This window comes from Pseudomonas sp. B21-028, assembly GCF_024749045.1.
Lineage (GTDB): Bacteria > Pseudomonadota > Gammaproteobacteria > Pseudomonadales > Pseudomonadaceae > Aquipseudomonas.
In genome coordinates this window covers 2,433,629-2,460,309 of sequence record NZ_CP087184.1, presented here as the reverse complement: position 1 = coordinate 2,460,309, position 26,681 = coordinate 2,433,629, and the positions used below count along the sequence as shown (strand labels likewise).

Here is a 26,681-nt window from a genome sequence, read left to right as displayed (position 1 = left end):
TCACACGGCTTAGAGCGGCTACCGAAAGCGCCTGTTTTGGCATAGATCTTGAGACTGCTGACATAGCAGCTATTCAGGAGCTATCTAATGTATTTCGGCGAAAAAATATTGGTCGAAGAATTCTTTGACGAAGCGACATCGACGTTCAGCTATCTGTTGCTTGACCGCTCAACCATGCAGTGTGCGCTCATCGATAGCGTGCTTGACTACGATCCGAAATCGGGCCGCACAAAAACTGAATCCGCCGACAGAATCGTTGCGCGCGTGACGGAGCTGGGCGCGTCCGTTGAATGGATCCTCGAGACTCATCTACATGCCGACCACCTCACTGCCGCACAATATTTGAAACAACGGCTAGGCGGCAAGATAGGCATTGGAATCAGAATAAAAGACGTTCAAAAAGTCTTTAGCCACTTGTTCCATACGGAAGAAGAACTCAGAAGCGGTTCCGACCAGTTTGATATTTTGTTTGATGACAACGATACATTTCATATCGGTAGTTTAACCGCCAAAGCGTTACATACACCTGGGCACACACCTGCCTGTATGACCTATCTTATCCAGGATGAACAAGCAGGTCTCGCGTTCGTGGGTGATACATTGTTCATGCCCGATTACGGCACAGCAAGGTGCGACTTCCCAGGAGGGGACGCCAGAACACTCTTTCGGTCAATACATAAAATTTTGGTGCTTCCTGAATCAACCAACATTTTCATGTGCCACGATTACCGTCCCAATGGTCGACCTCTTGCGTTTATTACCAGTGTGAAAGCACAAAAGCAGGAGAACATTCATGTTCGCGAAGGTACAAGCGAAGACACATTCGTGAGCATGCGAGAAAAACGAGATGCAACACTGGATATGCCAGTTCTTATATTGCCATCCGTCCAAATTAATATGCGAGGCGGAAACATGCCAGAACCAGAGACGAATGGCATCCGCTATCTGAAAATACCACTCAACACGCTTTAACGCTTTAACGCTTTAACCTTGCGTAGTTATCAACGGAAAATAATATGAATACTTATAACTTAAGTTCGGATTTTTCTATTGCGCCGCAACTCACCGTGGTCGATGTGAAGCAACTGGCTGAGCTCGGAGTTCGTACTCTCATCTGCAACAGGCCGGATGGCGAGACACCCGATCAGCCAACACATGTAACGATCCGCCAAGCAGCCGAAGCAGAAGGCATGACGTTTCACTACCTGCCCACCCAAGCATCGGCCATCGCTGATGAAACGGTAGATTCCTTCGTCGAAATTTTAAAGGAAGCGCCAAGACCTGTGGTTGCCTACTGTAGAACTGGCACCCGGGCGGCGATGCTGTGGGCGCTCTCTGAAGCAGGCAAGCAGAGTCTGTCCGTCATACTCGCAAGAACCAAAAGCGCACAGGTGGATGTTTCTTCAATTATGCGCAGAATCAGCAATGGTGGACGCACCATCAATGCAATGGCTACAACTCACCACCAAATCGTCATTGTTGGTGCCGGTTCTGCAGGCGTTGCCACCGCAGCCAGCCTGAAGTCACGAGAACCGAATCTGGATATCGCACTAATCGACCCTGCTGACGCGCACTACTATCAACCTGGGTGGACTATGGTCGGCGGAGGCATCTTCGAGGCTGAATCTACTGTAAGGACGATGGCTTCTGTCATGCCTCGAGGTGTGACGTGGATCAAAGCAGCGGTAACTGCGTTCGACCCACAGGCCAATGCAGTCGTCCTCGATGGAGGGAGAGTTATTCAGTACGACCAGCTTGTCGTCTGCCCTGGCTTGAAGCTCGATTGGTCAGCTATCAAAGGACTGACTGAGACATTAGGCTCCAATGGCGTAACCTCTAATTATCGCTACGATCTTGCGCCTTATACCTGGAAACTTGTCCAGGAACTCAAATCAGGCAAGGCCCTCTTTACGCAGCCGCCAATGCCAATCAAGTGTGCGGGTGCGCCTCAGAAAGCGCTCTATCTCTCATGCGATCACTGGTTGAAAAACGATCGCCAAGCGCAGATAAAGACGCAGTTTTTCAATGCCGGCGGCGTGCTATTCGGCGTGGCCGACTACGTCCCTGCCCTCATGTCGTACATGGAAAAATATTCCGTCGCCTTGAAATTCAGCCACAAGCTGGTCGCCGTGGATGGCCCCAACAAACGGGCAACTTTCGAATGCACCGATAAAGATGGCAACACCCAGACCGTGATTGAGTCGTTTGACATGCTCCACGTCGTGCCCCCGCAGGTTGCTCCTGACTTTATTCGCTCAAGCCCGCTAGTGGATGAAGCGGGATGGGTCGACGTTGATCCAACGACCTTGGCTCACCGCAAATTTTCCAATGTTTGGGCATTGGGAGATGTGGTGAATACCACAAACGCGAAAACCATGGCGGCTGCACGTAAACAAGCGCCGGTCGTAGCGAACAATGTCCTGGTTAGCCTGGGGATGAAGCAGGCTCAAGCTACGTATAACGGCTATGGCTCCTGCCCTCTGACGGTTGAGCGTGGAAAAGTTGTCCTGGCCGAGTTTCTCTATGGCGGAAAGCTGGCGCCGACGTTTGCTACCTGGTTTGTGGATGGGCGCAAACCCTCTCGTTTGAGTTGGTTTCTTAAAGAGAGAATTCTCCCGCCGTTCTACTGGCACTGCATGCTGAAAGGACGTGAATGGTTCGCTGACTCGCAAGTAAGTCAGACGGAGCGTTAAAAGATGGATGAGCACAGCATGCTGGCCGTCGTTCTTGGCGCGGTCATTGGAGGTGTTCTGGCCATGACCGGCGCAGGCGGAGGAATCCTCGCCATTCCGGTATTAGTTTTCGGACTCGGTTTATCCATGACTCAGGCGGCCCCGGTCGGGTTGTTAGCTGTAGCGTTGGCGGCGAGCGTGGGTGCCGTGCTGGGATTGAAGCAGGGAGTGGTTCGCTATAAGGCAGCCGCTTTCATCTCGTCGATTGGTATCGTCGCTGCACCCATAGGTTTACACCTTGCGCAGCGCGTTCCCAATAAGCCACTCGCGTTGGTATTTTCGATAGTGTTGGTATACGCAAGCGTGCGCATGCTACGCAATGCAACCCGGGAAATCCGTAATGGCGGCGCAGCTCCGCGAGGCGAGGTATTGCCCTGCGTGCTGAATCCGGCAAAGGGACGGTTACGCTGGACTTTACCCTGCGCTCGGGTATTGGCGTTAACCGGGTTTGTGTCAGGTTTATTGTCAGGCTTATTAGGCGTCGGAGGGGGATTCGTTATTATTCCCGCCTTGATGCGATACACCAATCTCGAAATGAAAAGTGTTGTCGCAACGTCTCTTGCGGTCATTGCCTTGGTTTCAATCGGTGGAGTAACTGCGGCGGCGATTAGCGGCGTCATGTATTGGCAGGCAGCGGTACCGTTTGCCGTCGGTGCGGTTTTAGGGCTGGTCGCCGGAAGGCAGATAGCTCATAAGTTAGCCGTTCCTCGTTTACAACAAGCGTTCTCGATCGTCGGAATTGTTGCTGCCATCATGCTGGGAGCCAGTGTCTTCGGTTTAGGTTTGCGATCATGACAATCCAAAGTAACTCTAATCTCAGCAAGGCGGATTTCGTCACCAAGACATGGCGGCTGCGGCTGCGGCTTCATTCCCACACGGCGGCGCACCTATGCAAATCACATCACCGAGCTGCGATGTCATGTAACAGCTCCAACATATGACGATTTGAGCGACCGAGAAAATCATGGTTCGCGAGTTGCCGATCTGGCGCCGCAAGCAATTGAGCTCCAGCCACACGTTCAAATTTTTCGGATCAAGGACCTCACCCCGGGTCACCAGCCAAGGGCCGGTCGGGTCGAAAAATGTCACAGCCCTTGCCTTTATCCCGCCCCAATCCAGCACGGGTCAGCCAGACCCTTGGTGTGAGTGCAGAACCGGCGGCACGCTCATTGGGAAGTCGACAGCTGGCGTCCTTGCCTGCTGCGCTCACCCGACAAGCTTCTGCCTGTCAGTCTACGCAGGGCAGCGATGAAGCGCCTAAGTGGCTATTGATTTCGACCAATTGTCGTACATACGCCGATCCTTGGCTGATATGCGACGGCACACCACAAGCCGCTTGCGACTAATAGACAATAAGTCCATTGTAGACTTAAATAATATGATCAGGCAGCACAGTCATGGCCGATACCGCAGCAATTACCCTGCCCTCCCAAACTCCCGGCGTGGTGCACACGCTCTACAAGCACACGTTCAGCGGCGGCCAGGGTCAGCGCAGTGCCTATATCCAGGCCGGACTGCACGCCGACGAACACCCTGGGCTGTTGGTGATCCAGCATCTTCTGGTACAGCTCCATCAACTGGAGCTGGAAGGTCGGTTGAACGGCCGTATCGTCATCCGCCCCTTCGCCAATCCCGTAGGTCTGGGCCAACAGGTATTCGGCCAATTGCCAGGGCGTTTCAATCTGGCCAATGGCGAAAACTTCAACCGCAACTTTCCCAACATCAGCACCAGGCTTGAAAGTGTGCTGGCCACAGCACGTCCTGCACACAACGACACCGAAGCGATGAAGTCCTTGCTGCTCAGTGCACTGGGCAATGCAGTGCCTGCCGAAACAGTAGCCGCCAACAAGCATCTGCTGTTGCACGAAGCGCTGCACCACGATCTGTTCATCGACCTACATTGCGACACATCCAGCATTCTGCATATTTACGCCAATCTCATTCAGCGTGAACGCGCCATACGTCTCGCTACCAGCATGGGTGTCGAAGCCGTGTTCCTTGAGGAGGATGCCGGCGGCTTTCCCCTGGATGAAGCCTACTCCAAAGCCTGGAAAGCCTTGTATGGCAAAGCGCTGGTAGACGCCGAGCACCTGGGATTCTCCGCCACCGTCGAGCTACGCGGCCAAAGCGATGTAGAAGACGAAATCGCCTGGCAGGACGCTCAGGGTCTACTCCTCTTCCTGCGTTCGGAAGGCTTGATTCTGGCCGGTAACGAGGCGCAGCCGCCTATCAACGCCGACACGGTCACTGTTTATCCGCTGGAAGGTGTTGCTCATCTAGAAGCAAGCGCCACCGGCGTTATCGCCTGGAAAACGACCCTTGGTTCAAGCGTGACGCGCGGTGAAGTCATCGCCGAAATACTGCCGCTGGACCAGCAGTTGGGTACACCGCGCGTACCAGTGTTGAGCCCTGTGCAGGGAATTCTGGTGGCTAGGCACCACATCAGGCTGGTGCGCGCAGGACAGCGTATCGGTATGGCCGCCGGCACTGCCCCTCTCCCCGGTCGCATTACTGGGCAGTTGATGAAGGATTTCTAAAAAACAGGCGCGCACACCTGTCGACAAAACCACCACCATTCACTTCGAAACTGCCTTGGCAAGCAGCGCTGTGTCGCTTACCCAATAACACCAACAATCAATCAGAGGCACGAAAAAATGAGCATGCATTTCCTGTACGGCGCCCTGGCATTGGCCCTGGGCCTGTCCACCGCCCAGGCTGCTGACCAGCCGTTGAAAATCGGCATCGAAGCGGCCTACCCGCCCTTTGCATCCAAATCTCCCACTGGCGAAATTACCGGCTTTGACTACGACATTGGCAACGCGCTATGTGTCGAAATGCAGATCAAATGCGTATGGGTCGAACAGGAGTACGACGGGCTGATTCCTGCTCTCAAAGTAAAAAAAGTAGACGCAATCCTCTCTTCAATGTCGATCACGCAAGAGCGCAAGAAATCGGTCGATTTCACCGATAAGTATTACCAGAGCCCCGCGCGGCTGGCGATGAAAAAAGGTGTAGCGATAGACGACGATCTCTCCGGCTTGCAGGGCAAGCGCATCGGCGTGCAACGTTCGAGTATCCATGATCGCTTCGCCACCGACGTGCTGGCGCCAAAAGGTGTCGAGATCGTGCGCTACACCTCGCAAAACGAGATCTATCTGGACATGAACGCCGGCCGTCTGGATGGCACCGTGGCTGATCAGATCATCCTTAGCGAATCGTTCCTCAAACTCCCTACAGGCCAAGCATTTGCCTTCGCCGGGCCGCAATTGACCGACCCTAATTATTTCGGAGACGGCATCGGCATCGCGTTGCGCAAAGGCGATGCGTTACGGGTCGAGCGTTTCAATGAGGCGATCAAGTCGATCCGAGCCAAAGGTATCTATCAAGCTATCAATGCCAAGTATTTCGACTTCGACGTGTATGGGAAATAGCTGACTTCCCATCAATCACCCTTTTTCAACGCCCATCCTGACATCGCGTTCACTTGCTGTGAACGCCTTGGAGAGCAGCACTTATGTCGCGAATTCCTGATACGCCTTTCATTCTTCAAGCACCTGACGTGAAGGGAATGCTGACCCAGTTGGACATTACGGCTGCGATGCGCAGCCTGTTTGAATCACTGGCGGCAGGCACCGCCGTACAGCCCCCGCAACAACAAGTGGATTTTCCCAATGGCCAAGGTGATTTCATCAATTACCTAGGTGTCATGAGTGATCAAAAGGTTTACGGCATCAAAACATCGCCCTACATCAAAACCGAGGGCAAACCGCTCGTCACGGCCTGGTCGATACTGATGTCCATGGAGACCGGTGCGCCGTTGCTGATTGCCGACGCGGGCCTGCTCACCACCTTGCGCACCGCAGCCACCACCGCACTGGCCATTGACTACCTCGCCCCCAAAGGCTGCAAGCGACTGGCGGTGATCGGTAGCGGCCCGATCGCACTTGCGCACATTGAAGCAGTGAAACACTTGAGGCCATGGGAGAAAATTTCCATCTATTCCCTAGGCATAGCTTCCCTAGAGGATAAGCAACGCGAGGCGATCCTGGCACTCGACCCGCGCATCAGCGTGTGCGAACTGCAATCGCAGGCCCTGTCCAACGCGGACGTAGTGATGCTCTGCACATCCTCGCCCAAGCCCGTATTGAACATCGATACGCTTGGCCAGCCGACCCTGATCACCTCAATTAGCACCAACGCCTTGCGCGCCCATGAAATTGATCCCGGTGCACTGGCCAAAATGGATGTGTACTGCGACTACCGACAGACAACACCCCAGGCCGCCGGTGAGATGGTGATCGCCGCGGAGCGCAAACTATGGTCGGCACTAGATCTGGCCGGTGACTTGGCTGAGTTGTCAAACTCGACAGCTCCCTTGCCTGCCTATGCACGTCATGTCTTCTTTCGCTCCATCGGACTGGGCCTGGAAGACGTTGCCGTTGCACTGCAACTGTACAAAACGCTGACGCAACGTTAAGCGCCATTCAAAACCAACCCTCCTCAAACCGCAGGCTCCGATATGAAAATCAAAGAATTTGGCGTTGAAATATGGATGAACGCCTACGAAACAAAATGCGCCTACAACCTGGCGGAAACCTGCGTCGAGTCATTGACCCTAGAGCAACTGCTGGAGATGGCAGGGAAGAAAGACAGCATTCTCGCCGAACTGCTACCGATGAAAATGACGTACGGAGCCATCGAAGGCTCCGATCGCCTGCGCGATAACGTGGCGGCGCTGTATACGCGCCAAAGCAAGGACAACGTCATTATTACCCACGGTGCCATCGGGGCAAATGCGTTGGTGTACGAAACCCTCGTTGAACCGGGTGATCACGTGATTTCCGTCGCTCCGACCTACCAGCAGCATTATTCGATTCCCGAAAGCTACGGCGCCGACGTCTCGATTCTTAATCTGCGCGAAGAAAACGCGTTTCTGCCCGACCTGGAGGAATTTCGCGCACTGGTGCGGCCAAACACCAAAGTGATCGCCATCAACAACCCCAACAACCCCACCGGGGCACTGATGGACCGAGCCATGCTCGAACGGATCGTGACGATTGCCCGATCGGTCGGTGCCTATCTCCTCAGCGACGAGGTGTATCGCGGTATTGATCAGCACGGCGACGGTGTCACGGTCTCCGTAGCCGACCTGTACGAAAAAGGCATCAGCACGGCGAGCATGTCAAAAGCCTTCTCCCTGGCAGGGTTGCGGCTGGGCTGGATCGTCGGTCCCGTCGAGCTGATTCACCGTGTTTCCATCCATCGCGACTACAACACCATCAGCGTAGGGATGCTCAATGATTACTTCGCCTGCATCGCACTGGAAAACAAAGACAAGATTCTGACACGCAATCAGGCAATCACCCGCACTAATCTGGCGTACCTGGATCAATGGGTGGCGAAAGAGCCCAAGGTTTCCTATATCAAGCCAAACTCGGGCACCACGGCCTTACTCAAGATTGACGTCGACTTGTCCTCTCGCGACTTGTGCGTCCAATTGCTGGAAAGCAAAGGAGTGATGTTCACGCCGGGCAGCGCGTTGGATATCGAGGGGTATGTGCGCATTGGTTACGCCAATAACCTCAGCGTATTGAAGGAAGGCCTGGACAAGGTCTCGGAGTTCCTCGCCAGGATGTGACTGCGTATACACTCTGCCTGCGCATCCGGCGCAGGCAGGGCTCGCTGCGAAAGCTCCCCCAGGCTTTACGCGTCACGGCTCGTAGTCACTGCGGGCAACTGCTACATTCCCCCTTTAAACGGATATCTTGCGATCGCCCAGCATGAAAAAACTCGCCAATTACAAAGCCATTGCCGACGGCATCGCGATGCTCTACTTCCCTCATGCGGAAGTGATCATCCATGACATAAAAACGCAGACCATCGTCCACATCGCCAACAACATTTCCAAACGACAGCTTGGAGACGATTCCGCACTGCACGAACTACCGGGCGATTTCGAGGCGCTTGATAACCTCGGCCCTTACGAAAAGCTCAATTGGAATGGACAGCGTATCCGCTCCATCACGAGCGTCCTGAGAGATGACGCTGGTGAGCCGGAAGCGCTTTTATGCATCAACATGAACTTCAGCGTGCTCGAAATGGCCCGCGACGCCTTGAATAATTTCTTCGAGCCTGGCCGGCTGATACCGCAACCCGAGGCCTTGTTTCGTGACGATTGGCAGGAGCGGATCAATACCTTCCTCCACACCTGGCTTAAAGACCGTAACCTGTCCCTGCAAGGACTGACGCGCAACGATAAGCGCCTACTGGTCGAAGCCTTGTTCGCTGAAGGCGCTTTCGAAGGCCGCAGCGCCAGCGACTACATCGCCAATGTCCTGTCGATGGGTAGGGCCACTGTTTATAAGTATTTGAAGCGCTTGCGTGATGGACCATGATGGACGCATAAATGAAGTAGCCTTAAGCAGACGCAATTCAGCCGGATGGATTGCCTGAGAAAAGCTACGGACGCCTAAAGAGAGAACTCTTTCTTTACGCTCATCCACATCGCTGCCACCTTGGCCGCAATCATCATGATCGGTACGCTGGGATTGCCTGAGATCAGTGTTGGCATGACCGACCCGTCCACTACGCTGAGCCCTTCCAGCCCTCGCACGCTCAGATCCGAATTGACCACCGCTCGTTCATCATTGCCCATCCGGCAGGTACCGGCGGGATGGTATTGCTGAAACGCCTGATCCCGAATGAACGCATCAATCTCAGCATCATCATTGAGCGCACGATCCGGTAAAAGACGCTGGCTGCGATACATTTTCAACTCGTCCGTACTCAACAGCGCACAGGCCCGCTTGAAGCCTTCACGCATCACTTCGATATCCGCCGGCGCGGACAATGAATTATATGAAATGCGCGGGCGATCATTCGGGTCCAGCGACCTGAGAGTGACTTCGCCCCGACTCTGAGGACTCATCAATTGGACCTTGACCAGCAGGCAGTCCTGATAAGGCTTCTTCCATCCTGGAAACCAGGCATCCGCTTCCGGCGGCGGGAGCTGGATATAAAGTTGCAAATCAGGCTGCTTCAGCGATGCACGGGACTTGATGAACCCAATGATCACACCAGGCAACGAGGACGACGGGCCGCTTCGAAACGCAATCGCGCGGATCATATTGATCAGTGCTCGATCAAGCCTCAACGAACGATGGAGCGCACCAGGTTTTTTTCGCGCCCACATGACCGAGAATGCCAGGTGATCCTGCAGGTTTTTCCCGACGGGGAGATCGACGACAACTGGAATGCCCATCGAGCGTAAGTGCTCTGCCGGCCCCACTCCCGAAAGCATCAGTAACTGAGGGGTATTGATTGCGCCGAGGCATAACACTGTCTGGGCGGCAAGCACGACACAACACCGACCTTGTGAAAGATACTCCACGCCGATGACGCGCTTACCGTCGAACAGCAATCGGCTCGCCATCGCGCCGGTTCGCACGGTCAAATTGGGGCGTGCGAGTACCGGGTGTAAAAAAGCTTTGGCCGCCGAGGACCGCTGGCCATTCTTGATGCTGTACTGCAGCACGCCCATGCCTTCAGGCTTCTCACCATTGTAGTCGCTGGTTATCGGGTAACCGAGCGCTCGACAGGAGGCAAACCAGGCGTCATACACAGGGTCATCAAGCTTGCCGGCGATCACGCCCAACTCGCCCGCGTCACCCCGCCAAGCATCTCCACCGCCCACCCAGGCTTCACATTCCTTGAAAAAGGGCAACACCTCGCTGTAGCTCCACCCTGTTGCCCCGTTCGCAGCCCAACTATCGTAGTCGGAGGGATGGCAGCGTGTGTGAGCCATATAGTTGATCGATGATCCGCCCCCGATCACCTTGCCATGGGGAACGTAATTCCTGCGGCCATTGAGGCCGGCATCCGGCTCCGACATGTCGTTCCAACGATGCAACTGCTTGGCGGTCATAGGCTGTATGCCCACGGGCACACCGATCATGGGGTCTTTATCCCAACCACCGGCCTCCAGAAGGAGGACCCGATTGGCGGGATCGCGGCTGAGCCGATTGGCCAAAACGCAGCCCGCCGATCCCGCGCCGACAATGACATAGTCAAACTTCTCCAGCCCCTGCTGATCTTGGCTCACTTGGCACGCTCCCGGCTCATAGTGTTTGTGATTGTTCTTATGAGTGATGAAAACTTTGGTGGGCTGAAAACGTCAGCACCAGGCAGCCACCCGTCGTCAACAGACTGCCGCAATAATTAGACATTAGTCAACTATAAGGCATTAAAACAACCCTTATGCTAACCGAGCCATACCGCTTTCCCAAGCATAAAACCCAAACAAGCACCAATTTAAGCACCATAACCCTCTCGAACGGCGTGTTATCTGCACGCTTGCCCAGGCAATCACATTCTGGTAAAACCTGACTAACAACCGTTTTCACACACAACGAAGACATGGGAGTTAACAAGGTGAACAGAATCGGTCCAGTGATGCAGATCGCATACGTGGTAGAGGACATCGACAGCGCCGTGGCGCATTGGAACAAGCTGGGCGTAGGCCCTTTTTTTATCACGCGTCACCCGAAGTACGCGCAGCAGACGTACCGAGGCACCCCTACCGATTGCGATATCAGCGCGGCCTTTGCGTTCACGGGTGAGTTGCAAATTGAACTGGTGCAGCAACACAACGACGCCCCCTCGCCGTTCAAGGAGTACGTGGACGCGCAGGGTTTCGGCATGCAACACATGGGTGTGCTGACTGAGGATCTCGAGGCGGATACCGCCACGCTGACAAGCCAGGGTTTTTCCCCATTTCACCGGATGATTTCGGCAATAGGCGTTGAAACCGTGTTTTTCAATAGCGATCAGGCCGGCGGTACTGTTCTGGAACTGATCAAACAAACCCCCGAGGTACAGGCCGGTTTTTCATACATGAAATCCCAAGCACACGCCTGGAACGGCGAGCCCGCCTCAATTGAGTTTTGACCCCTCCAACCCTCACACCTGGCGAGCGCCGGACCGGAACTCGTCGAATCATAAATCTTCGGAGAATAAGAAAATGATGCTGACAATCGGTGATACCTCCTACCCCTCCCTAAAAGGGAAGGTGTCTGACGAGGAATGGGACATCCGTGTGCAAACGGCTGCGCTTTATCGACTTATCCCATTGATGGGATGGGATGACTTGTCGATGCAACTGGTCTCGTCAAGAGTTGGCGAGCACTTTCTGTTTAGCCCGGCCGGCCCTCTCTACGAAGAAATAACCGCTTCGAGTCTGGTCAAAATCAACCTTCAGGGCGAGATCGTTTCCGACACACCCTTCCAGATCGTTCCCACTACGTGGTACCCAATGCGGGGCATTCACGAAGTACGCCCGGACGCCAATTTCATCATACATACCCATGACGATTTGATCGCCGCCGTGGCCTGCAATGCCGAAGGCCTACTGCCGATCTCTCAATCGGCAGCTTTCGCAATGGCCGATGGTCTCGGCTATCACTCGTACGAAGGGGTGGAAACCTACGAGGACAAAATCCCGTCGCTGCAGCGTGCGCTGGGCGAAACCAATAACGCGTTGATTTTGCGAAATCATGGTCTGGTCACCCTGGGTCCCCTAGCGAAAATGGCATTTTTGCGCCATTACAACGTACGCAAGGCTTGCCGCGTTCAATTACTGGCGAGCAGCGCGAATAACGGCGAGTTGATCAAGTTCTCTGAACCCATGCTGGAAAGTTTCCGGTACGAGCTTTTCCGTATCAGCCAGGGGGAAGGAACAACCGATCCATGGGACGGCTTGCTTCGTAAACTGGTCAAACTTGACCCGAGTTTCATGGACTGACGGCGTCTCCTTCAGAGCAAATCCTGGCTTCACGGCGGGTGGCCATAACACTGCCCGCTTTGAAACACCCCGCCATCGACTTGCTTCTAATTCACTATAAAAGCGCTCAGTGATGTCAAAGCGGACACCGTCCCAGCTACCTGTCGGGTACACGGTGTTTGACCGAAAGCGTTCAGGGCCGACCGTTGCAGGAATACCCAGATGCAAATTCAATCACTCAAAGACCGCGTAAGTCCTGAAGAGTGGGCGCTGCGCTGCGATCTCGCGGCCTGCTACCGGCTCGTGGCGCTCTATGGCTGGACAGACCTGGTCTTCACCCATATCAGCGCCCGCCTCCCCGGGACCGCGCACGAGTTTCTGATAAATCCCTATGGGCTGATGTTTGAGGAAATCACCGCGTCCTCGTTGATCCGTATAGATCAAGACGGCAACAAGATTGGTCAATCGCCATTTGAAGTGAATCGAGCAGGTTTTGTAATCCATAGTGCTGTTCACGCCGCGCGCGACGACGCTCAGTGCGTCTTGCATACCCATACCCGTGCAGGGATTGCCGTCAGTGCCCAGCAATGCGGCCTACTCCCTATTTCACAACAGTCAACGTTCGTCCTCGGCTCGCTGGGTTATCACGCCTATGAAGGGGTAGCGCTACATGATGAAGAGAAACCACGACTGCAAACCGACTTGGGAAACAATCAATTCCTGATCCTTCGCAATCACGGTTTGCTCACGGTGGGCGCCAGCATCGCCGATGCATTCATGCACATGTATGTAATGGAAACCGCTTGCCAGATTCAACTGTCGGCGCAGGCCGGCGGTGCATTGATCATGATCCCGCAATCCATTGAAAACACCGCGATGGCAGCCGCCAAAACCCAAACCTCGGGCTTGGGCGGAAAATTCGTGTGGCCCGCCCTTCTGCGAAAAATAAACGCGGCGAACCCTGGTTACGATGCCTGAAGCGAAGCCGCAACTATGTTGGGGTAATTGACCAGCCACGCCTGATGGGTACAAGCCAATCAGGCACCGGGCGTTTTTTGGATAACGGTATGAACGACTTCTCAGCAGACGATGCAACTGCACTTGATGCCATACGCGATAAGCAACCACAGCTGTGGACTAACGGAAATAGAGGCGCGCTCGGCTTACCAGGCGATACCTGGGGCGGGCGCGCCATCGGCATGGACGATATCCAGCAGGCAGTGGATCGTTTCACACGTTTTCGCCCGGTCCTGCTGTCACTGTTCCCCGAGCTTGTAGTGTCTGGCGGGGTTATCGAATCACCTCTGCTGCTGACACCCGGGTTGCAGGCGGCTCTCAAGTCCCCACGTTCAGGGCAACTGTATGTGAAGGCTGACCACGGCCTTCCCGTGGCGGGCTCCATCAAGGCCCGTGGCGGTATTCATGAAGTGATTGAATACGCCGAACGGTTGGCCCTTGAGCATGGATTTATCACACCCGACGATGCCACAGGCATCACCACGGCGGCCGCACGAAAACTGTTCAGTGAACACCAGATTGCGGTCGGTTCTACCGGCAATCTGGGCTTAAGCATCGGCGTCATTGCTTCCGCACTGGGGTTTAGGGCGACGGTGCATATGTCCGCCGACGCCAAGGAATGGAAAAAACAGCGTCTGCGAACACGCAACGTCACGGTTGTAGAACATGAAGGCGATTACGCAATGGCGGTAGCGGCAGGACGCCGCGAAGCGCTCAACGATGAAAAATGCCATTTTGTGGATGACGAGTCCTCCCTTTCGTTATTTATCGGTTACAGCGCCGCAGCCCTGGCGCTGAAAGCACAGCTGGATGCGCACGGGGTGGTGGTGGATGAACAACACCCACTTTTCGTTTATCTGCCCTGTGGTGTAGGCGGAGCGCCTGCTGGTATCGCCTTCGGCTTGGCCCATGTGTTTGGCCCGAACGCGCACTGCTTTTTCGCCGAACCCATCGCCTCATCCTGTTTTCTGGTATCGATGCTGGATAAAAACGGCCAGTACCCAAGTGTTTATTCGTTTGGATTGGACAACCGCACGGAAGCTGACGGGCTGGCGGTGCCTCGCGCGTCCGAGCACGCGGTAGACATCATGCGCCCCGTTGTTTCAGGGATATTCACGGTAAAGGACGACGATTTATTCAAGCATTTGTATACCGTCGCGCAGGTTTCACTGCGCATTGAACCTTCCGCCGCTGCAGGATTTGACGGGCCGAACTGGCTTGAGTCATCACGACAAGGGCAAGCTTACTGCGCACGTCATCATCTCTCTGATTATCTGGAACACGCCTGTCATATCGTGTGGACAACCGGAGGGCTTTATGTACCGGAAGAGGAATATCAGGCCTTTGTCGAGCGCGGCGCCAGGTTGACGATGAAAGTGTCAGCTTAACAATTATTAAAGAGTGACTCAGGACGCCAAGATCATGCATGGCAATCTATCTTATTGGTTTAATTCAGCTGAACCCTATGTACCCAACGAAGCGCTGAGCACATGTATAACGGCCGATGTTTGCATAATCGGTGGTGGCGTGACCGGACTCTCCAGCGCTTATCACCTGCGTAAAAAAGATCCGCACGTCTCGGTCGCGCTATTGGAAGGGCACGTCATCGGCTACGGAGCCAGCGGCCGCAACGCAGGCCAAATGATTGTGGCCGTCGGGGATAACAATTTCAGGGCACAGCTTAAACGCTATGGTGCGGATAAACTTCGCGAGCTCCATACCTATACACATGAGGGCATCGACGTCATCGAAACCATGACGCGCGAGCACAACATAGCCTGTGATTTCAGCGCCAGCGGCTATCTGTTGATGGGGCTTGAATCTGAGGGCGATGAAAACCTGAATAGCTATATGAAGTTCAGTCAGAGCATCGGTCAAGACCGGTTTCTTGAGTCAATTTCAGCACGTGATATCGCCGCTGAATTTAACAGCGCGCATTTTGGCTCAGCGATATTTGATCGGCGTGGCGGGCAATTTAACCCGCTAAAATTCATTCGCGGTTTAAAACAGGCCGCTATGACGCTGGGCGCCAATATTTATGAGCACAGCCCGGTCGCGAGTATTGAGCGCAACGTCTCGCATATCACCGTGCGTACGGGGCGCGGCGTTGTCCGTTGCAGTAAGTTGGTGATTGCGACCAATGCCTACTCACATCTTTTGGATGGGCTGAAGGACTTTGCATTTGAACGCAATCAAACGCCAATCATGGTCTACGCGAACGTGACGGCACCGTTATCGCCAAGTCAATGGCAGCAATTGGGTTGGGCAAGACGCTGCGGCGTTAATGTGTTGTCGGACTTGTTTTTTTCGTTTGCCCCCACCGCGGACGGCCGCCTTTTGTACGTGGGCGGTTACTACACCCATGCGCCATCCGGCAATGAAATGTCGCCGGAAATCAGCACTGGCTTTATGAACAACGGCCCGAAACAGCTGGCGGCGTTCTTTCCGAACCTGGCCGGCGTGCCCACCACGCAAAGTTGGGGCGGGCCTATCTCGGTTACCCGGGATTATATTCCGCACATAGGCGTGCTTTCTGACCCGAGGATATCGTATGCCAATGGCTGCTGGGGGCACGGGATGCCATTGGGCGCACGTAATGGACAGACACTGGCAGACCTGGCATTAGATCGGCAAAGCGCGGACACACAGGCTTGGCTCATCCGTCGCGACAAGTCCAATTGGCCGCCACGCGCGATGACTCCCTTCATCGTCCAAAGCGTCTCATCCGTACTGCGTTACGGCGTCCGAAGAAAAGCCGCAAAATTAGGTATGGGGTTCGATCCCGAAGAATCTGTATAACTTTTCAATCGAGGGGACGCCCCCTCGATATCGTCATGCCGATGGCCGTGTCGCGGAACAGCCCGCGACATCCCCCCCAAACTCTTCTATTCGTAGGTCGCTTTCTGCGGCGCTCGCTGCGACACGCCGGTCAAATCCCCGGTAGAACCACAGCATGACCAGTGACAGCGCGTTCAAACCCGCCGGTATCAGCGAAGCGGCCAAAGTAATTGCCAGCACTGCCGAGTCTGGCTGCCTGGTAACGCCTTCCTGCGTCTCGATCAAGCCGGTGAACGCCAATAGCCCACCGGTGACCAAGGCCCCGAGCGTTAAGCCAAGACGCTCCATCGCGATGAAGATGCCGCTCAGCAGCGCCTCGGGGGCCTGCTTGTCAGCTCGGCTATCGCCCTGCCTGATGCAGTCGGTCAACATTGAATAGGAAAAGACCTGGTTGCCCCCTTCACTCATCCCCGCAAGTATCACCACGCTTAATACGATAGCCACCGGCGTTGAAGCATCAAGCAGAATATAACCGCACCCGGCAATGGTCGACACGAAGAGTGCGGTCGAGAACGCACCATACTTGCTCACCCGTTTTCCCAAGTAGAGAAACAGGGGTATGGCCAGCACCGAGGAGCCAAATGAGAGAAGGAACACCAATGAAAGAAACTCCACGCCCTGGTTCAACACATACGTCACGTAGTAAGCCAGAGCGGCCGTGACCACACCGGCCCCCAACATGTGCAACAGCCAAACCGAGCACAAGATCAGGAATGGGGGGTTATGGGTAAGCGCGAACCACAACTGCGACGTGTCTAATTTCTCCGTCACAGATTTGCGAACGGGCTCTTTCGACGAAAAAAAGGTAACCAGAATACACAGAGACATAATGGCGCCCATGATAGCGCCCATCGCAAGATAACCGGCTTTCCCACCGTTGAATAATTCAACAATCAACGGGGCTCCCGCACCAGCCAACAGGCACCCCAACATTGAATACACGCCTCGATAAGAGGTGAGCGCAGTACCCTCCTGATAGGTCGCAGCAATTTCGGTATTGAGGGCGCAATAGGGAACGAGAAAGGTCGCGAAGCAAAATGAGCATAGGCTGAACATCAAAGCCACAAAGATGGCCGACACCAACGGCGAGCTTGTGGGAGCCGCCCAGATCAGAAAGAACGTCGGCAGCAAGGTCAGGCCGGCGAATAAAATGAAGGGACGGCGACGCCCCAGGCGCGTGCAGGTGCGATCTGACATGCCGCCGACCAGCGGGCTCGCGAGCAAGTCGACCAGTTTTGGCAGAACCGTAGCGGCGGTAGCGATGCCAACGGAAATGCCCAGGATATTGGTCATGTAAAACATCAGAAGAATGCCCGGCGCGACGGCATAAATGCCGCTGGATAAATCACCGAGGGTATAAAAAAGATAATTGACGGGACGCGACAGCTTGGTTCTTTTATTCATCTTATTAACGCTCCGCAGAAGTAACCACTGAACGACGCAGCTCGACTGATGCGCATCGCCCAGGCACAAATTCGGACGACACCCCCATCGAATCCATCGATTACGTGCTCCGTAACCGATGAAACACCGCCGTGTCGTCCTGACGAATGTAGTGCCCCTGGCAGGCCGCGGCCGGTTGCCCGGTCAGCGCCGGCACCGGGTTAACGCGATGAAGCGCGTTCCAACAAGGCTTTAATCGCCGCCAGGGCTTCAGGTTCATCCATGAGAGGCGGATGACCACGCCCTTTGACCGTGGTCAGCGTGGCGTTGGGGTGTGAATCCAGCATCCGTTCTGCACAATCAGCGGCAAAATACTCGGACAGTTCCCCTCTCAGTATGGCCGTCGGTACGTCGCGCGTAGCCCGAAACTGTGGCCAGTTGTCTGGACGCTCGGCCTTGAGACGCGGGACATCGGCCAGGGAAAGCGGGTCCACGTCGCGAGCGAATTTACCGGGTTCGATCTCCCGGTAGGCGCGCAGGGTCAAGTCCTGCCAACGCTCGTGCGTGAGGCCCGGATAGGTGTCGCCGAAGTGCAGCTGCATGCGGCTGACAGCTTCCTCGAATGAATAGGCATGAGTGTCGAAGTTACCGGACATTTTGTTGCTGGCGCTTTGGTTGATTTCCGTGCCCTGGTCGTTCAATACCACGCCCTTGATCCGTGCCGGGTTTTCAACGGCCATGTCCATTGCCAGCAGCGCGCCCAGTGCAATGCCGAGCACCGCGACTTTGTCGATGCTCAGGTGGTCGAGCAGATCCCATACATCTTGTTTGATGAGATCGTAGTGGTAGTCGGCCGCCGAAGCGAATGTCGCCGACAGGCCACGACCGCGCAAGTCAGGCACGATCACCCGAATGCCCTGGGCCGAAAGGACGCGGCCGAGCTCAGAGAAGTCCCTGGAGGACCGCAGGAAACCGTGCAGGCACAAAAGCGGCACCGTGGTTGCGCCCTCAATAGGTCCAAAATCCCGATAGAACAAATCCGCCCCTTTCGACGATATGAAACGACCCTCTTGATAGCGCTCAGACATCACTTAACTCCGGTGGTGTTATTAGTTTTAACGGATGATTGACTGCAAGACCGCCGTGTCGCTCAGCTTCATGTTCCACGACACGTTTCAAGCCATAAACTATTCAGCCCCGGATATAAGCCCGTGGCGTGAAAACAGTGCCCACTTTCCCGTGGGCGTCGCTAGCGCGGCGGTCAGTGATTCGTGAGCATCCTCAGTGACCGCGACGAACGTTCGACCACCGTCGCTGCTGCGTCTTTGCAGGCCGTCCAACCCCACTACCAGTACGTCAACGCCATCGCTGACTATGGAGGTTATTGAGCTGGTGGTATCAAGATTCAAACGTTTCCACGTCAGTCCAGCATCTTCACTGCGCAGCAGTGTTCCACGCTGTCCGCCCGCAAGCAGCGTCTGGTTGTCCAGAGAAAGCCCGCACCACAGCGACCCTGCGTATCCGGTATCCAAGTAACGCCACGAGCTTCCCTGGTCGGTGGAATACAACAGGCGCCCCTGTTCGGCAGTGGCATAAACGCCGCCGCTTTTATCCGCAAACAAACTGGTCAGATTAAGGTCCGCAAGGCCTTTTACGTCAGGATTTGTTGCCTGCTCGACCCACGTCATTCCAGCGTCCTGAGTCACCAGTACGAGCGACCACAAACCCACCGCAACGCCGTGCCGCGCATCGAAGAAATGTACCGCGAACAGCGGTCGATCCTCTTCCGTGACCAATCGTTGGACCTGCCAACGCCGCCCTCCATCGACGGTTGCCAGAATGGCGCCCCAGTGCCCGACGGCCCAACCATGGTTGGCGTCGACAAAGCTCACGTCGGTCAAAGTAGAGCTAACCGGCACGTCATCCGCCTGGTGAAAAGAGCGAGTCTGATCATCCGAAAGCAATACAACCCCATCCGAGCCCACGGCCACCGCTCGCGCACCTGCCCATGTCGCCGCCAGAATGGGCGAGCGCAGTGCCTGGAGCGAATGCGCGGCGGGCGATGGTTGAAGCGGCCCCACCGCCTCAGCTGCAACGACACATGCAACCTGCAGCCCGATAGCAGCCGTGACGAACGCGCAGAATGAATACCTTGATAGTGCTTTCATGAATGCTGCTCCGTGTTCAATGCGAGAGAAGCCCAAGGGCACGGACGGGACGCTTGCGTGGGAACCACCGCTCAAGCCATACCGCAAACGCGGGAAGCACAGTCATGGCCATAATCATGTTCACCAGGAACATGAACGCGAGCAATTTCCCCATATCGGCTTGAAACTTGAGCTCTGAAAATGACCATGTCGCTACGCCTACCGCCAGGGTTATCGCGGTAAATATCGTGGCGGTCCCCACTTCCAGAATCGAGTGTTCCAAGGCACTGACGATAGGAATGCCGTTAGCCATATGAAGCTGCAGGCGATTGTAGATGTAGAAGGCGTAATCCACGCCGATGCCTACGGCAAGTACCATGACCGGTAACGTCGCCACCGTAAGCCCGATTTGCAGCTCCTTCATGAACCAATAACCAATGAAGGTACCAATGGTTAAAGGCAAGCAACACGCCAGCACCGCGCGCAGGTCTCGATAGGTCAAAAACACCAGAAAAATTATCGTGGTGTACACATAGAGCATCATCGGAAATTCGCTGTGCTCGATCTCCTCGTTCACCGCAGCCAGCACACCGGCATTTCCTGATGCCAAGCGGATGGTCACGCCCGGCAACGTGTCATTGGCACGAAATGTCTTCACTGCGTCAATCACGCGGTTAATCGTGGTTGCCTTATGATCCGCCAGATAGATGTGCACGGCCGTCATGCTGCAATCCTTGCGCATGATGCCGGGCAGCCGGCCTATCTCAACACCCAGGGCGGCATAGTTGGCCGAGTCGATCGGGACCACCGACATCTTCGGATTGCCCTCGTTATAGCCTTCGTTGTACTGACGAATCAGCGACGCAAACGAGAGAATCGACATGACGCCTTCGACCGGTTGGATAGCGAAATCGAAGCGGTCCTGATAAACCCCAATCTGAACCTTGTCACAAGACCCAGGCGGCGCTTCGAATACAACTGTCAACCAGTCGAGCCCCAGGTCGTAACTGGAGGCAATCGACACCGCGTCTTTATTGAACCTGGCGTCCGGGCGCAGTTCGGGAGCCCCCGCCTGCAGCGTTCCTACCACGCGATCCTTGCTCTGCCAGATCGCGGCGACCGAAATGACCATTGCCACGCAAAGCACCAGGGCTGCGTTGCGCGGCTCGGCGACCCGCGCCAGTGTCCTTAACCAGCGTGCTCGTTGTGCGGCTTTCAGCTCGACACCTTTTGCGTAACCCTGCCCCATCCGTAGCAGGGACGCCGCCAGCGGGAGCATGATCAAGTTGGTGACTATTTTAAACGCAACCCCCAGCGCCGCCGTGATAGCAAGCTCCCTTACCATGGGAATAGGCATCAGAATAAGCGTCACAAACGAAACAAACGCGGTGACCAAGGCCAGTGATCCCGGTATGAATAAACCGCTGAAACTGGATCGCGCGGCGGCTTCCATAGTCTTGCCGTGCGCCAGTTCACGTACGATAAAATTCAGTTGCTGCACGCCGTGTGAAACACCAATAGCGAACACCAGAAAAGGCACAAGCACGCCCAACGGATCCAGCCCGAAACCCAGCAAGTGCAACGCGCCGAATTGCCAGACCAGGGATACCAGCGAGCAGGCCAGGGGCAAAAGCGTGAGCTTGATTGACCGGCAATACCAATACACAGCCAAGGCGGTCAGGATCAGCGCGATCACACAGAAATGCAGAACGGAGGCAGCGCCCTCGGAAATATCTCCAATCTGTTTGGCGAACCCGATTATCTGTATTTCGTAGTCATCGTCCTCGAACTTGGAGCGGATGTCCGCCTCAATTCCACGGTCGAACGCCGCATAATCAATGTGCTGGCCCTGGGCATTGATTTCGTCCAGATCGGCAGTGATCATCGCACTGGATTGATCCCGCGCGACCAGATTGCCGATAAAACCACCCTGCATGACCGACTGAGAGATCGCTCCGATACTGTCGGCGTTCAGGTTCTCCGGCGTGATGGTGCCCGGGATGATCGGCTCCGCCCTGAAGCCCTCCTCGGTAATTTCCGTGACAAAGGTATTGGGCGTCCACAGTGACTGAACTGAACCACTTGCGACATTAGGCAGGAACGTGAGGGCTTGGGTTACGTCGTACAGTTTTCTCAAACCCTGCGGCGTCCAAATCGTCCCGTGCCTGGCCTTGACGACTACCGTCAGCCGATTAGCTCCCAACAGATCAGCGCGGTATTGCTTAAACGTCGCGACATACTCATGACCTATCGGAAGTTGCTTTTCAAAACCTGCGTCCATCCGGAGCTGGGCGGCAAACCAAGCCATCACCAGCGTAAACAGAACCAGCCCTCCAAGCACCGCGCACCGATGACCGAATAACCCATTTTCGAGCAACTTCAATACCCGAACCAACACGCCCGCGCGTGCCGGTTCGATTTTAGACGGGACGTTCATGGGCGACCTCAGAAGTTACGAGACACGTTCAGGCCAATAAAGTCACGATCACGTAACGGGTTCGTCAAAGCATCGGAAGGTCCGAAGAACGACGTGTAATTGAGCCCAACTTGCCAATCCGCCGGGTTTTGTATGAAGTTCACATACAGGTTTACCGATGTCACACCTTCCATGAACTGTTCATTGATATTAGGTGTGTAACCAAACATGCCACGGCGCACGTACATGCCGGGAATCACCTGCCATCCGCTGATCAGCGAGCCGTCATAAACCCAGTTGAAATCGACGTCGATCCCTCCTGAATACTTCGTGCCCTTGGCATCGCCAGGGCTGTTGAACGCGCCCGTCTGCAGCAGATCGTTTTTCTGGTTGCCCCACAGCCATCCTCCCGCCGCGATGGGAGAGCCGTCATAACTGTCATGCAGGCCCGGGTACGCGATGACGACGGTTTCGGTGGTTAATGTGGCAGAGTCCGCGCCGAGGAAATTCAGTACGCTGGCGGCGTTGGACGGTTGCAGAGCAAAGAGCGACGTGAGGTGCCATTGAAATTTCTTCTCATCGACCCAGCACTGTCCGCCCTGGGCCACGCAGCCACTTGAGGCATTCAACGGAACGGCATCCCTGGGGCGGTAAGAAAGTTCTGTACCGATGGCCCAATCCCCCACGGGGAAATTGGCGCTGACGCCGTACATATGCCGATCTTCGGGGAATCGATAGACCGTTGCACCATTTGCATCGAGCGTGGTCTGTGGAAGCTTGTCATGGTAAGTAATTGCATATAAACCCAGATTCAGATCGGTACCTTCGGGTTTATAGCGCAACGCGATCCCGTACTGACCGCCGTCTCGCGCATCCTTGGTTTCCGCCCCATAGGCGCGACTCCCCTTGCCTACAATGGACGTTGACCAGTAACTGCCGGTGGGTGGCAGATAACTCTCATTCCATTTGGTTTGTATATAAGCCTCGACATTGAAACCGCCGCCGATCCCCGTGGCAAAACTCACGATAGGCGCCGGCAGCACGAATTCCTTGACCTGGGCACCGGGCTGCGACGCGCGGTTGACGTCGATGGCGTTGGTGGCGTTTATGCCGCCCACCTCATAGATGTTCTCTCCCCAACTGACTACCTGGTTGCCCACCCTGAGTCGGCCCTGCTGGTCGCCGATGTCAAATGTCTTGCTCACCCACAAATCAAGCAATTGGGTTCTGAAACGCAGGTCATCGCGGGCGCTTGAAGCCAGGCCGTCATTGATGGCCGGCGCAGTGGAATTGAACGCATCCTGGCCGCTGAGGTTACCCGTGGTTTCAGTGGCAGAAAAATCGCGCAGCCATGTAGCACGCGCCATAAACGCCATGTCATATGCTGGCATTTTCAAAAGCAACTCATGACTGCCTTTGAGGTACGTGGTAAATGGATCACCTTTATCGTAATTGATATCACCTTGATCACTCACGCCACTGATTTGACCCAGCTTCCCGCCGCCCGATTGCGCGCCCGTTGAGGCATTGTAAGTCGGGGACACCAGCGCGCTGCTGGGCGACTGAGTGCGGATACCCGTTCCCGCCGAGATCGTCGAATCGAAGCTTCCCCTGATCGTGTCGCTGTCGTTGGAGAACATAAAAGCGCTCGCACTGTTGCCGGTGACGGTGAATACCGCCGCCAATGCGACACCCAGCGGCTTGCCGAAATCATTATCGCGGCGTATCGAAAAACATTTCATGTCTGAATCCCTCACCGTCTTATTGTTATTAACGTTCGCTCATTGCGCGAAGATTTTCGGGATTGTAAAAGTTCGCTTTCATATGTGGATTGCCGGCGCCGTCGACGATCCACTTGATGTCTTTACCGCTAGCAAGCGGCGAGCCATCCATGACGTAGCGACCACTGGACAAGTTATATTGAATAAATGCATAGGAATCGCATGAGCCAGTCTCAAACACCGGAATTACTTCGCCTTCGCGAACTTTCGAGATATTACCTTGCGCATCATAGTCAACTGCACCGAGCAACGACCAACTGTCTTCATCTATATAAAAGAGGCGCTTAGGCGCGGAGTGGCGCATGCCTGCCTTGATAGTCGCCTCGACCACCCAGACACGATGCAGCTCATAACGACGCTGTGTCGCTGCGACAAAATCTGGCTGCATGACATCTTCATATTTAGCCTTGAAGTCATACATACCCAATGCATTGTAAGGCACAATTAACTCTTGCTTCCCTACCAACTTCCAGTCGAACCGGTCCATCAGCCCTGCAAAGACGTAAGACTCATCAATATTGTATTGATTTTCGTAACCAAGTTGCGGCGCATCGTAGGAATAGGAAGGCATACGACGCGTACGCCGTTGTCCCGGAAAGTAGTAGTAGGCTTCTGCAGGTTTGTCGGCTGCGCCCGTAAAAGTTGCCGCCTGCCCCGCCATAGCAGCGGGTTGCAGAAAGCTGAAGTACAGCATGGCCTCCACGCGACTCACATCGGCAAACGTCGTACCGCCCTTAACACCCCACGGATAATAAGTATATTGATCAGCCGTTATCTTGATCCAATCCGAGCTGCCCTTGCGCGGCGATGCAGAGACGATCAGGCTATATTGCTCAAGGCCAACACCGCGATATCGCAATTTGGCGTTCCACATGGCTTCTGCGCCGGTTTTAGGCGCTGGAAAAGGAAAACCAGGCACATGGGCATCAATCAATGAATTATCTTTATCATTGATTTGTGAGAAGCCGATATTCTTTTGAGTGTTTTGCGCCACGAAATCCGGTACGCCGCATGTACGACGCGACGGATAGACTGGCATGCTGTAACCCTTGATGCTCTTTACCAGTGCCACCTGCCCCGGGTTCAATTGCGCTGCATATTTTTCGACATTGCTCGCATCAATGGAAAATAGTGGCATGTCGTTTTTGTATTGGAAGAAGTCTTTTCGGGGTTGTCCGTAAGTCCACCCCGGCAACGCCGGTTGAGGTGCCTGCCATTCCGGAATACCGCTCGCGGTGCCGGCTTGCTCCGCCCCTGAGGGAGTCAGCCCGGCGGCCTGCAGTGACGCACAGAAACCTGCCAACAATAGAGTAAAGGAGGCCAAGGTAACGGTAGTGGCTTGTTTAACGTGTGCGCTTTTAGAAGCAGGCTTATAAGCTATTGTTATCACGGTAAAATCCTCTGAGCGGACTGGCTTGCGACCTCCAACACCGGCATGACCGGCGGAAAAGGTCAGTAGGAAAGCATTACGACCCTAACAAATTAGACATAAGTCAACTTTATCAGTCGCCGCAGCTCCCATCAAGCAGCTTTCGTGCCCGAATTCATCGAATATATAGGGTGATATTTGTAAAAGCGCGTCACACCCAAGATAATTTGCTGACTAATATCAGTTTTTATCAAAAAATACAGCCTTACCGCCAAGGTGGAGGCAAAAAGGCACGGCTTTGCTTACCGGATTGGTGCGCAAACAATTTTTTTGCCCTATGGAACAGCAAAAACGCTGATGAGGATTGCCTGAAGTAATAGCTCGCGGAAGGCCACTCGCGACAGCAGTCATCAGCGGGCTAATAAAGGCGCGCTGTCCTGCTGCCCGGGGTATGGAGATGGGAACTACGGTTACACGTTACGCGTTTGCATGTTTTCCGGGAAGTAACAACGCAAATAGGCGATGCAGGCCCTGACCGACTCTTCAAACGTCTCGTCATCAATTTTACCGAAACGAGAATAGGCACCCGCCCATAGTCCGTCTGCAATTTCGGCCGCATACATCAGGTAGGTGGCCAGTTTCGGAGCATCCGGGACAACGAAAAATTGATCAAATAACGCCAGTGACGCAGAGCCATGATAGCGATTCGTTTCCAGGTTTGTAAGCCGCATGGAACGATGCATCACCGGACCAAGCATAATTTCCGACATTGCCCTATTACTGTTCAGCTGCTCTTTGGCAATGGTCATCGCGGACCGCGTCAATTCCTGCCAACTGTTGACATGGGCAAAGCCCTGATTTCGACTATGCTCGAGAATAAGCTCGGTCAAGTAGCTATTAAAATTCTTGTTCAATACAATGAAAATAGACGTCACCGTATTAAACAGATAATGCACAGAGGGTGGAGGAAGCTCTGCGACCTTACCGATATCGTGCAGACTGATATTTTCGATATCAGTACTCTGAAGTATATGCAGGGTCGCATCCAATATAGACTGATAGCGCTTTTTACTTCGCTCCTGCGTAGGAATACGTGCTGAGCGCACGACTTGCGACGTGCGCCCCTTTCGTTGCGAGGACTTTTCTCTTACCAGGGCTACATCCGCTTTAGCTGGCTCGTTATCAATCGGCTTCACTTAAGGTCTACACTTCATAAGGAA

The 26,681-nt window shown here is 54.7% G+C and carries 22 protein-coding genes; 13 read left to right on the top strand and 9 right to left on the bottom strand.

Annotation, left to right across the window (positions count from 1 at the left end; genetic code table 11):
- Positions 1-87 precede the first annotated feature (87 nt).
- The 3 genes from LOY35_RS11190 to LOY35_RS11180 are packed head-to-tail and all read left to right on the top strand — an operon-like array spanning position 88 to position 3,527.
- Positions 88-972: an MBL fold metallo-hydrolase gene (locus LOY35_RS11190; protein WP_258632483.1), complete on the top strand. Its 885-nt coding sequence runs from the start codon at positions 88-90 to the stop codon at positions 970-972.
- Between the two features lie 44 nt (positions 973-1,016).
- The gene (locus LOY35_RS11185; protein ID WP_258632481.1) at positions 1,017-2,693 is read left to right on the top strand and encodes a bifunctional protein tyrosine phosphatase family protein/NAD(P)/FAD-dependent oxidoreductase; all 1,677 of its coding nucleotides are present in this window, start codon (positions 1,017-1,019) and stop codon (positions 2,691-2,693) included.
- A 3-nt stretch (positions 2,694-2,696) separates the two neighbouring features.
- Positions 2,697-3,527: a sulfite exporter TauE/SafE family protein gene (locus LOY35_RS11180; RefSeq protein WP_258632480.1), complete on the top strand. Its 831-nt coding sequence runs from the start codon at positions 2,697-2,699 to the stop codon at positions 3,525-3,527.
- 39 nt (positions 3,528-3,566) lie between these two features.
- Here LOY35_RS11180 and LOY35_RS11175 read toward each other — a convergent pair whose 3' ends face one another.
- Positions 3,567-3,788 (bottom strand): fumarylacetoacetate hydrolase family protein, encoded by a 222-nt coding sequence (locus LOY35_RS11175; RefSeq protein ID WP_258633562.1) that lies wholly within the window; start codon positions 3,786-3,788, stop codon positions 3,567-3,569.
- Between the two features lie 341 nt (positions 3,789-4,129).
- Between LOY35_RS11175 and LOY35_RS11170 the strand changes: the two genes are divergently transcribed.
- The 5 genes from LOY35_RS11170 (at position 4,130) to LOY35_RS11150 (ending at position 9,127) form a co-directional block, all read left to right on the top strand.
- Positions 4,130-5,269 (top strand): succinylglutamate desuccinylase/aspartoacylase family protein, encoded by a 1,140-nt coding sequence (locus tag LOY35_RS11170; protein ID WP_258632478.1) that lies wholly within the window; start codon positions 4,130-4,132, stop codon positions 5,267-5,269.
- Positions 5,270-5,386: 117 nt separating this feature from the next.
- Positions 5,387-6,163: an ABC transporter substrate-binding protein gene (locus LOY35_RS11165; RefSeq protein ID WP_258632476.1), complete on the top strand. Its 777-nt coding sequence runs from the start codon at positions 5,387-5,389 to the stop codon at positions 6,161-6,163.
- Between the two features lie 83 nt (positions 6,164-6,246).
- The gene (locus LOY35_RS11160; protein WP_258632474.1) at positions 6,247-7,209 is read left to right on the top strand and encodes an ornithine cyclodeaminase family protein; all 963 of its coding nucleotides are present in this window, start codon (positions 6,247-6,249) and stop codon (positions 7,207-7,209) included.
- Between the two features lie 42 nt (positions 7,210-7,251).
- The gene (locus tag LOY35_RS11155; protein WP_258632472.1) at positions 7,252-8,370 is read left to right on the top strand and encodes an aminotransferase; all 1,119 of its coding nucleotides are present in this window, start codon (positions 7,252-7,254) and stop codon (positions 8,368-8,370) included.
- Positions 8,371-8,512: 142 nt separating this feature from the next.
- Positions 8,513-9,127, top strand: a complete 615-nt coding sequence (locus tag LOY35_RS11150) for a transcriptional regulator (protein ID WP_258632470.1) — start codon at positions 8,513-8,515, stop codon at positions 9,125-9,127.
- 74 nt (positions 9,128-9,201) lie between these two features.
- On the opposite strand, the gene LOY35_RS11145 is transcribed toward LOY35_RS11150, so the two are convergent.
- A complete protein-coding gene (locus LOY35_RS11145; RefSeq protein ID WP_258632468.1) occupies positions 9,202-10,833 on the bottom strand; it encodes a GMC family oxidoreductase in 1,632 nt (543 codons plus the stop codon).
- Between the two features lie 329 nt (positions 10,834-11,162).
- Between LOY35_RS11145 and LOY35_RS11140 the strand changes: the two genes are divergently transcribed.
- From LOY35_RS11140 to LOY35_RS11120, 5 genes are all read left to right on the top strand, one after another.
- On the top strand, positions 11,163-11,678 hold the full coding sequence (locus LOY35_RS11140; protein WP_258632466.1) for a VOC family protein: 516 nt from the start codon (positions 11,163-11,165) through the stop codon (positions 11,676-11,678).
- 73 nt (positions 11,679-11,751) lie between these two features.
- On the top strand, positions 11,752-12,531 hold the full coding sequence (locus LOY35_RS11135) for a class II aldolase/adducin family protein (protein WP_258632465.1): 780 nt from the start codon (positions 11,752-11,754) through the stop codon (positions 12,529-12,531).
- Between the two features lie 201 nt (positions 12,532-12,732).
- Complete coding sequence (locus tag LOY35_RS11130; RefSeq protein ID WP_258632463.1) at positions 12,733-13,488, top strand: class II aldolase/adducin family protein; 756 nt, start codon at positions 12,733-12,735, stop codon at positions 13,486-13,488.
- Positions 13,489-13,577: 89 nt separating this feature from the next.
- The gene (locus LOY35_RS11125; protein ID WP_258632461.1) at positions 13,578-14,915 is read left to right on the top strand and encodes a D-serine ammonia-lyase; all 1,338 of its coding nucleotides are present in this window, start codon (positions 13,578-13,580) and stop codon (positions 14,913-14,915) included.
- Positions 14,916-14,949: 34 nt separating this feature from the next.
- Complete coding sequence (locus tag LOY35_RS11120) at positions 14,950-16,326, top strand: FAD-binding oxidoreductase (RefSeq protein WP_258632459.1); 1,377 nt, start codon at positions 14,950-14,952, stop codon at positions 16,324-16,326.
- Between the two features lie 33 nt (positions 16,327-16,359).
- Here the strand turns inward: LOY35_RS11120 and LOY35_RS11115 are convergent, their stop codons facing one another.
- From LOY35_RS11115 to LOY35_RS11085, 7 genes are all read right to left on the bottom strand, one after another.
- The gene (locus LOY35_RS11115; protein ID WP_258632457.1) at positions 16,360-17,769 is read right to left on the bottom strand and encodes an MFS transporter; all 1,410 of its coding nucleotides are present in this window, start codon (positions 17,767-17,769) and stop codon (positions 16,360-16,362) included.
- 200 nt (positions 17,770-17,969) lie between these two features.
- Positions 17,970-18,836: an alpha/beta fold hydrolase gene (locus tag LOY35_RS11110; RefSeq protein ID WP_258632456.1), complete on the bottom strand. Its 867-nt coding sequence runs from the start codon at positions 18,834-18,836 to the stop codon at positions 17,970-17,972.
- Between the two features lie 99 nt (positions 18,837-18,935).
- Entirely contained in the window at positions 18,936-19,916 is a 981-nt protein-coding gene (locus LOY35_RS11105) for a YCF48-related protein (RefSeq protein WP_258632454.1), read from the bottom strand.
- A 16-nt stretch (positions 19,917-19,932) separates the two neighbouring features.
- Positions 19,933-22,332, bottom strand: a complete 2,400-nt coding sequence (locus LOY35_RS11100; protein ID WP_258632452.1) for an RND family transporter — start codon at positions 22,330-22,332, stop codon at positions 19,933-19,935.
- 8 nt (positions 22,333-22,340) lie between these two features.
- Entirely contained in the window at positions 22,341-23,951 is a 1,611-nt protein-coding gene (locus tag LOY35_RS11095) for a DUF1302 domain-containing protein (protein ID WP_258633560.1), read from the bottom strand.
- Between the two features lie 130 nt (positions 23,952-24,081).
- Positions 24,082-25,482 (bottom strand): DUF1329 domain-containing protein, encoded by a 1,401-nt coding sequence (locus LOY35_RS11090; protein ID WP_258632450.1) that lies wholly within the window; start codon positions 25,480-25,482, stop codon positions 24,082-24,084.
- A gap of 449 nt (positions 25,483-25,931) precedes the next feature.
- Positions 25,932-26,657 (bottom strand): hypothetical protein, encoded by a 726-nt coding sequence (locus LOY35_RS11085; RefSeq protein WP_258632449.1) that lies wholly within the window; start codon positions 26,655-26,657, stop codon positions 25,932-25,934.
- Positions 26,658-26,681 lie beyond the last annotated feature (24 nt).

Bases quoted from the DNA above. Each gene is read 5' to 3' on its own strand.
- LOY35_RS11190 (WP_258632483.1), top strand. From the start codon at position 88: ATGTATTTCGGCGAAAAAATATTGGTCGAAGAATTCTTTGACGAAGCG.
- LOY35_RS11185 (WP_258632481.1), top strand. From the start codon at position 1,017: ATGAATACTTATAACTTAAGTTCGGATTTTTCTATTGCGCCGCAACTC.
- LOY35_RS11180 (WP_258632480.1), top strand. From the start codon at position 2,697: ATGGATGAGCACAGCATGCTGGCCGTCGTTCTTGGCGCGGTCATTGGA.
- LOY35_RS11170 (WP_258632478.1), top strand. From the start codon at position 4,130: ATGGCCGATACCGCAGCAATTACCCTGCCCTCCCAAACTCCCGGCGTG.
- LOY35_RS11165 (WP_258632476.1), top strand. From the start codon at position 5,387: ATGAGCATGCATTTCCTGTACGGCGCCCTGGCATTGGCCCTGGGCCTG.
- LOY35_RS11160 (WP_258632474.1), top strand. From the start codon at position 6,247: ATGTCGCGAATTCCTGATACGCCTTTCATTCTTCAAGCACCTGACGTG.
- LOY35_RS11155 (WP_258632472.1), top strand. From the start codon at position 7,252: ATGAAAATCAAAGAATTTGGCGTTGAAATATGGATGAACGCCTACGAA.
- LOY35_RS11150 (WP_258632470.1), top strand. From the start codon at position 8,513: ATGAAAAAACTCGCCAATTACAAAGCCATTGCCGACGGCATCGCGATG.
- LOY35_RS11135 (WP_258632465.1), top strand. From the start codon at position 11,752: ATGATGCTGACAATCGGTGATACCTCCTACCCCTCCCTAAAAGGGAAG.
- LOY35_RS11130 (WP_258632463.1), top strand. From the start codon at position 12,733: ATGCAAATTCAATCACTCAAAGACCGCGTAAGTCCTGAAGAGTGGGCG.
- LOY35_RS11125 (WP_258632461.1), top strand. From the start codon at position 13,578: ATGAACGACTTCTCAGCAGACGATGCAACTGCACTTGATGCCATACGC.
- LOY35_RS11120 (WP_258632459.1), top strand. From the start codon at position 14,950: ATGCATGGCAATCTATCTTATTGGTTTAATTCAGCTGAACCCTATGTA.
- LOY35_RS11115 (WP_258632457.1), bottom strand. From the start codon at position 17,769: ATGAATAAAAGAACCAAGCTGTCGCGTCCCGTCAATTATCTTTTTTAT.
- LOY35_RS11110 (WP_258632456.1), bottom strand. From the start codon at position 18,836: ATGTCTGAGCGCTATCAAGAGGGTCGTTTCATATCGTCGAAAGGGGCG.
- LOY35_RS11105 (WP_258632454.1), bottom strand. From the start codon at position 19,916: ATGAAAGCACTATCAAGGTATTCATTCTGCGCGTTCGTCACGGCTGCT.
- LOY35_RS11100 (WP_258632452.1), bottom strand. From the start codon at position 22,332: ATGAACGTCCCGTCTAAAATCGAACCGGCACGCGCGGGCGTGTTGGTT.
- LOY35_RS11095 (WP_258633560.1), bottom strand. From the start codon at position 23,951: ATGTTCTCCAACGACAGCGACACGATCAGGGGAAGCTTCGATTCGACG.